The sequence below is a fragment of the Veillonella sp. VA139 genome (genome assembly GCF_003992005.1).
In the GTDB taxonomy this organism is placed as follows: Bacteria; Bacillota; Negativicutes; order Veillonellales; family Veillonellaceae; genus F0422.
This window is the reverse complement of sequence record NZ_RQVL01000043.1, coordinates 1-7,772: the sequence shown is the minus strand read 5'-3', so window position 1 is coordinate 7,772 and position 7,772 is coordinate 1. Positions and strand designations below refer to the sequence as shown.

The 7,772-nt window shown below is 40.7% G+C and carries 4 protein-coding genes and 1 other annotated feature; all 4 genes read right to left on the bottom strand.

The window, feature by feature from the left end:
• Positions 1-648: 648 nt before the first annotated feature.
• The 4 genes from EO125_RS09575 to EO125_RS09560 are packed head-to-tail and all read right to left on the bottom strand — an operon-like array spanning position 649 to position 7,386.
• Positions 649-1,869: an O-antigen ligase gene (locus tag EO125_RS09575; protein ID WP_127148700.1), complete on the bottom strand. Its 1,221-nt coding sequence runs from the start codon at positions 1,867-1,869 to the stop codon at positions 649-651.
• Positions 1,842-3,134 carry a folylpolyglutamate synthase/dihydrofolate synthase family protein gene (locus tag EO125_RS09570; RefSeq protein ID WP_127148699.1) on the bottom strand — a complete coding sequence of 431 codons (1,293 nt, stop codon included), beginning with the start codon at positions 3,132-3,134 and terminating at the stop codon, positions 1,842-1,844. Before EO125_RS09570 ends, EO125_RS09575 begins: the two co-directional genes overlap by 28 nt.
• Before the next feature lie 11 nt (positions 3,135-3,145).
• A complete protein-coding gene (locus EO125_RS09565) occupies positions 3,146-5,806 on the bottom strand; it encodes a valine--tRNA ligase (protein WP_127148698.1) in 2,661 nt (886 codons plus the stop codon).
• A gap of 26 nt (positions 5,807-5,832) precedes the next feature.
• The gene (locus EO125_RS09560) at positions 5,833-7,386 is read right to left on the bottom strand and encodes an ATP-binding protein (RefSeq protein WP_127148697.1); all 1,554 of its coding nucleotides are present in this window, start codon (positions 7,384-7,386) and stop codon (positions 5,833-5,835) included.
• A gap of 40 nt (positions 7,387-7,426) precedes the next feature.
• Positions 7,427-7,637: a binding site (T-box leader), on the bottom strand.
• Between the last annotated feature and the right edge of the window lie 135 nt (positions 7,638-7,772).

The following is a 7,772-nucleotide window of genomic DNA, read 5'->3' as shown; positions in this document are numbered from 1 at the left end:
TTTTTGGAATACATTCATTGTAACAAAGGTTGACCTTCTTTTGCTATTTTATTTTCCCACAAACATTTTACACTAACTGTAAATATATGCATAATAGGCATACAGAATAGAGAAAAATAGAGTGAGTATAACTTTTTGTTATACTCTTTATCTCCTTATATCTATAATTGTTGGTTTACTCTCACTTTTTTCGATATTATTAATCCTACCTAGTTACTCTATTTATGTTTATGCATTTCTATGGGTTATATTATTCATAACATTTTTTTATTTCTCTACATAATCTTAAGTTATTATTCATCTTAATACTAATTAGTAAGTCTCTTAAGAACGCCGTTTAGTATAGCAGCCTTTATGGCGGTCGCATACTTACTACTTATTCAAATGCAAAAGCCCGTAACATACCCCTGAGCAAGCATAACCACTGTATAGCTTGTGAAGGGGTGTGTTAGGGCCCAACACTCTCTCGTTAGAATGAGAATGTGCACGGTTCCTAGCTGTTCTATGGCAATCTTATACTTACTCACACAAACACAAGAAGAGCACGGTGTGCCCCGAACAAACATTATGAAATGCAGTTTGAGAGGGGTATACCGTGCTCTTCCCTTTTGATTAAATTATATAATCGCCATAGCCAGCTAGGAAAGGCTACTTTCGAATGGCACTCATGGCAAATCCCAAAAGTTGCCACAATACGAGGCTCACTTGTTGACTGTATAAGGCATGGTCAAAAAGGCCGCTTACTAATACAGCCACTGTGATCAACGTCATTCCATATCGCATGGGCACTCCTAGGGTGCCCTGTTTCTGCACATTTCGACTATGACCGATTAAAATGGCGAGGAACATGCAGAGCGATATAGGGCCTGTCTCCGCCGCGATTTGCAAATATAGATTATGAGCATGATAGATAATGACCGTTGGATCTTGTATAAAATAATTATACGCTGGATAGGTCATCCAAAAGGCATCCCACCCGATACCAAAGATAGGAAAGTCCTCCACCATGTACATAGTGCTATCCCATAGAGCCCAGCGGAGCATAACTGATGTGTCTTGACCACTAAATAAGGACCAGAGACGACTGGACACTTCCCCATGGTACAAGAACAATACTAGGGGCACTGCTAATAGGGTATAAAGTAATCTCCGTTCTACGCAAAGTCCAGCCACAAAGACGACTACTGCCAAGCTGAGCCACATCCCTCTGGAGTAGGTCAGCACAAGACATAATAGCATGAAGATAAGAGCCAGCATCATAATGACGCATCGTTTCCAATCTTTTACTTTCAGAACCTGTATCGTGTCTAAGCCGCCAATAGATAGGACAAATAGCAAGTATTCTCCTAGCAAGTTTGGATTCTGCAATGTCCCGTACATGCGACGCATAAGCCCTGGGAAGTGTACATTATCCACCCATTCATGGATATGCTCTGGAGTCATGTAAAAATACTGATACCCAGCACCTAAACACACGAGAACCCCGGTCACACAAAAGAGAGACAAAAACGTTTTCTGTCGTCTTTCAGTATCCATATAATAGGTCATCAACCAATAGATGGTGCCATACATCCCTATGTGGTAGAGCCAGCTCAAGGCAGACCACTGAACGTTTACAGAATTAGCAATGGATAGAGCCGTCCACAGCAGATAAGCTAAGACCATCCACTGCAACCAATGCAAGGTACCAGAAAAGCGTTGGCGGTCGAACAACAATGCCAGTATCCCAGCCACAAGGACAAGAATATTGCCACCTATGGGTAATAAAGGAATACACACCGTTGCCCCATAGAGGAGGTAGACTATCCATTGGTCTACAGATAGTCTACGTAGGGCACCCATTAATGCCCCATTTCTTGGGCGAGCCATTGTTGCACGTCACCAAGAATGTATAAGGACCCCACCACAGCGATGATATCGCCGTCTTTCGTTGTTTTCATTGCATAGTCTAACCCCGCTTGGATACTCTCCATAGGGTCTGCTTGGACTGGCATTTGTTTTGCCAATTGTGCTGGATCAATACCACGTGGCGTAGGAGCTGGCACCGTAATCACTCGGTCTTTTTGTCCCACTAAATAGCTGACCATAGTGGACACATCTTTATCTTCCAAAATGGAAAGCACCACAGTTTTCGGTTGTTCTGGATACAGTTCATTATATGTCATAGAAAAGGCTTCTGCTCCACTGGCATTGTGAGCCCCATCTAAAATGATTGTCCTGCCATGGACTTTGAAGGTTTCAAACCGTCCCGGCCAGGTAGCACGAGCTAAACCTTCACGGTACGTCTCTTCACTTACTGCTGGCTCTTTGTCTTTCAAGATTTGCAATACCCTTGCTGCACACGCTAAATTCAGGGCTTGATGGATACCATGCATGGAGGTAAAGAGCATATCTTTATGGCCTACTTTATCTTTTACAGTAATCATTTGCCCCATTGGTAGTGCACTACGGCTATCGATAGTGAAATCTTCGTTAAACACATGGTAGGTCACGCCTAGAGAACGAGCCGTTTCCTTGATCACATCAAGAGCTCCCCCTTGGGCAGCTGTTACAAGAGGCACACCTTTCTTGATGATACCTGCTTTATGGCGGGCAATTTCTTCTACAGTATCACCACAATAAGCTTGATGGTCGATGGTTACATTGGTGATTACTGCCACTTCTGGAGTAATGACATTCGTAGAGTCTAGTAATCCACCTAAGCCTACCTCGATAACGGCATAGTCTACGCCTTGTTCTTGGAAGAACAAGAACGCCGATGCCGTTAAGATTTCAAATTGTGTAGGTGCTTCCACGCCGCGGTCTATGATAACTTTCACAGCATGACTTACACGTTCAATTAAATCAGCAAAAGCCTCTTCTGTAATACAGGCCGTGTTCACACGCATGCGCTCCGTATAGGATTGCAGATGCGGGGACGTAAATGTCCCCACTCGAAGCCCGCTCATATACAAGCCATAGGTAATATAGGTAGAAACAGACCCTTTACCATTCGTTCCTGTCACATGGATGGTTTTATATGTATCTTGTGGATTTCCTAGCTCTTCTAATAGAGCCGTAATCCGCTCTAATCCTGGATGAATCCCAAAGGAGGCTACCTCTTCTAGGTAGGCAATCGCTTCCGTATAATTCATGATGGATCTCCTTATGCTAATGTTTTTAAGAACTCTTCACGTTCGTTCAAGGCTTGTTGTTTTTGTTTGTATTCTTCCAATTTTTCTTTTTCTTTCGCTACTACCGCTTCAGGAGCTTTCGCTAAGAATCCTTGGTTGTTCAGTTTGCCTTCTAAACGAGCGATTTCTTTCAATACTGTGGCTTGTTCTTTGGCGATACGTTCTTTTTCTTTGTCTGCGTCGATTAAATCTTTCAACAACAAGTACACTTCTAAGCCATTCACTACTGTTACTGTAGCATTTTCTGGTTTTGGCGCATCCGGTGAAAGTACTGTTACTTTTTCAGCCCAGCCCAAGGTGTGGAAATAATCACCATGGGTTTCTAAGATACCTTTCAATTCGTTTGTAGCAGGTACTAAGATAACTTCAGAACGTTTGCCCATTGGTACATTCATTTCTGCACGCATGTTACGGATACCTTTGATACCGTCCATCATTACATTCATATGAGCCGCTGCAGAGCCGAAACCTTCCATGGATAATGTACTTGGCCATGGAGCAACCATGATGCTGTCCCCTTCATGTGGTAAATGTTGCCAAATGTGTTCTGTGACGAATGGCATGAATGGGTGTAATAATTCCATCATATGGCGAAGAATGGATACCAATAGGTATTGAGCTGTTTGACGGTCACGACCACCTTCTTTGTTGTACAAACGAGGTTTCGCTAATTCAATGTACCAGTCGCAGTACGTATTCCAAATGAAATCGTATACAGCGCTCGCTGCTTCCCCTAATTCAAATTTATCAAGGTTATTCGTAATGTTTGTGACTGTTTTATTGTATTCTTCTAGAATCCATTTATCTGCCAATGTGTAGTCTTCTGCGCTTGGTACGAAGCTTTCATCAAAACCTTCTAAGTTCATCAACACAAATTTAGAGGCATTCCAGATTTTGTTGGCGAAATTACGATTTGCTTCCACACGTTCCATGTAGAAACGCATATCGTTACCCGGCGTATTACCTGTTACCAAGGTAAAGCGCAACGCATCGGCACCGTATTCTTCGATCACTTCTAATGGATTGATGCCATTGCCCAAGGATTTACTCATTTTACGACCTTGGCTATCACGTACTAATCCATGAATGAACACGTGTTTGAAAGGAATTTCTTCTTTAAATTCTAAGCCCATGAAAATCATACGAGCTACCCAGAAGAAGATGATGTCGTAGCCTGTTACCATAACGCTAGTTGGATACCAATGTTTCACTTCCTCTGTATTGTCAGGCCAACCCATTGTGGCAAATGGCCATAACGAAGAGCTGAACCATGTATCTAGTACGTCTGGATCTTGTTCTACTTTGCCATGGCAATGTGGACATTCTGTCAATGTTTCTGTCGTTACAATCGTTTCCCCACAATCTTGGCAGTACCACGCTGGGATACGATGTCCCCACCACAATTGACGAGAAATACACCAATCACGAATAGACTCTAACCAGTTGGTATATGTTTTAGTAAACCGTTCTGGTACAAATTCAATGGATTTGTCACGTACCACTTCTAAAGCAGGTTTTGCCAATGGTTCCATAGATACGAACCATTGTTTCGACACCATAGGTTCTACTGTTGTGTTACAACGAGAACAATGACCTACACTATGACCATGTTCTTCCACTTTTTCTAATAAACCTTGCGCCTCTAATTCTGCTACGACTTGTTTACGCGCTAATTCACGAGGCATGTTCACAAAGTGACCTGCTCCTGCATTCATAGTACCATCTGGGTTCATCACCACAATACTTTCTAAGTTATGGCGTTGTCCCATTTCAAAGTCATTAGGGTCATGAGCTGGCGTGATTTTTACGCAACCAGTACCAAAAGATTGATCTACATATTCATCGGCAATGATTGGGATATGACGGTTTACGAATGGAAGCAATAATTCTTTGCCCACTAAATGCGCATAGCGTTCATCGTTAGGGTTCACCGCTACGGCTACGTCACCAAACATTGTTTCAGGGCGTGTGGTAGCTACTGTTAAGAATACATCTTCCTCACCGATTACAGGATATTTAATATGCCATAAATGACCATTTTCATCTTCGTGTTCTACTTCAATGTCAGACAATGCAGTCAAACAATTAGGACACCAGTTAGTAATGCGTTCTCCACGATAGATTAAACCTTTTTCGTATAACTCTACGAATACTTTCAATACTGCTTCATGATAACCTTCATCCAAGGTAAAACGCTCTCTCGTCCAGTCACAAGAAGCACCTAAACTACGAATTTGTTTTACGATAGTGCTACCGTATTCTTGTTTCCACTCCCATACGCGTTTCAAGAACTCTTCACGACCTAACTCATGACGAGATTTTCCCTCTGTTTTCATGATATTTTCTTCTACTTTTACTTGCGTTGCAATCCCTGCATGGTCTGTACCAGGCATCCACAACACATTGTAACCTTGCATACGTTTCGTACGAATCAAAATATCTTGCAAGGTGTTATCAAGGGCATGACCCATGTGCAATTGACCTGTTACATTTGGTGGCGGCAAGACAATACTGAAAGGCTCTTTATTTGTGTCCACTTCCTCATGGAAATAGCCTTTCTCTTCCCAATATGCATACCATTGTTGTTCAATCTCCTTCGGATTGTATGTAGTTAAATTCTTATATTCTTTCATGTGTCCTCCTATTTTGGATGTAATAATTATTTTATTAGTTGATACTTTCTACCTTTATTATTACCAATTCCTTTGATTTTACCATCTTTCACTAATTCCTGTAATAAGTATCTTGCTCTTGATGCTTGTAACCCCAATAGTTCCGCGATATCCTTAGCCTTAAAAAAAAGATTTATTTCAGCAAAAACAAGTATTTGCTTTTTTTGTTCATTTTTTATCGTTGCTTTATCGCCAGTTTTTACCTCCGTCCTTATATCGCCACTATCGGAACTACTTCTCTTAATATCAGGATTTACAACCCCTTTATCGCCGTTTTCATTATTTTTTATCGCCACTCTTATATCGCCATCATCAAAACTACTTCCCTTAATATCGGGATTGATAGCCCATTTATCGCCGTTTTCTACCGCCGTTCTTTTATCATAGTCATAGTTCAAATTTTTTAGTACAGCGAAAAAAGAGCTTTGAGTGGAACGAAACTCTGGTCGTAAAGATACATCATATTCTTCTTGTGACTCGTAGATATCCAACACTTTTTTTAGCCCACTGCCCCGTCGCTCCATTAAGTGCATTCTACTAAATACATCAGCAATCATCGGATTTCTACGTTTAGATGAAATGTTTGATAGATTTAATTCTTGAATGAAAGTTCCATCCATCATGCCCCCAGGAGAATATATTTCTAATCTATCATCATACATATCAATATGAACTTCTGACCCTAATTCACCATAATCACGATGAATCAATGCATTTACCAATACTTCTTGTATTGCTCTCTCAGGATAATCAGGATATTCCACGCGATAGATATCAACTTTTTTCCAACGCTTCTTAGAATTGGTTTTTACAAAATCTATACTATTTTGCAGCAATAACAAAAGGCTTCCTTCAAATTCTTTATCATCAAGAGCCTCTTCTCTACCATTCGTTTTATCAAGACCATTCCATCTTGTGGCGAACACCCTTGACTGACGAACCAGTGGCTCATCAGCTAATAACGCTCCTGCATTTGTAAGATAATGATCGCTACTAACTAACCCAAAAGATAATAAATCATTGTCTCGCAAATCATTACCCGTTCGCTGAAAGTATACAGATTTTAACTTAGAAAATGCAGCTCGTTCTATCGAAATAGTTGTTAATATAGTGTCAAATGTTTTATTCATACCTCGTAGAATAAGGCTATTTAGTTGCACACTACCGGCTACAACGCTTTCATTTCCGACTCGTATAAAGGCAAGCCTATTTCCACTATCTACATAATAATAGGGAGTTTCGTTTCCCTCATACACCTGTAACATAATAAAATCTTTATTACCATTCCTGATGATTTCTAAGTTAACTCTAGGTATAGGGTCTAGCTTATTCTTAATCATTGTGCTGATGAACTCAGAATCACCTTTTGCATCATCTAAGCCTACTAGCCTATCTTCATCGTCAATTCCCCAAATAAGCACCCCGCCTTTTGAGTTGGCAAATGCACTAACAGATTTTAGCCAACTTTTAAGTTTATGCCGTTCTAGCTGTACTTTTTTATCGTAAGAACTGGTTTCTCCGATATAGTTTACTAAATCCATAGTTTCCCTCTGCAAAATATACAAAAAAGACCCCCTCGTCCATTAGGACGAAAGGGTCTATACTTCCGCGGTACCACCTAGATTATTGCCGTAGCAATCACTCATTATCGTTAACGCTGATTAGCGGGCACACTTACTCTAGTTCACCATGCCAACTCCGAGGCTACCCTCTTTCTACTACATACATTGTTCCACCAACCCAATGCTCTCTGTGATGTGTTCAAAAGATTTTTCCTCTTCTTAGTTATTATCCATATAATACTAGTATACGTGAAAGTATATAAGAACGTCAATATATTAACCTAGCTATGACGGTGTCAAGTTTTTGTTGGAAAAATAATTACCTAGCTTTAAAAGAGGGTTCCTCGTCACTAAAGAATCCTGCG

Coding starts and splice junctions, on each gene's coding strand:
- EO125_RS09570 (WP_127148699.1), bottom strand. CDS start 3,134: ATGAATTATACGGAAGCGATTGCCTACCTAGAAGAGGTAGCCTCCTTT.
- EO125_RS09560 (WP_127148697.1), bottom strand. CDS start 7,386: ATGGATTTAGTAAACTATATCGGAGAAACCAGTTCTTACGATAAAAAA.
- EO125_RS09565 (WP_127148698.1), bottom strand. CDS start 5,806: ATGAAAGAATATAAGAATTTAACTACATACAATCCGAAGGAGATTGAA.
- EO125_RS09575 (WP_127148700.1), bottom strand. CDS start 1,869: ATGGCTCGCCCAAGAAATGGGGCATTAATGGGTGCCCTACGTAGACTA.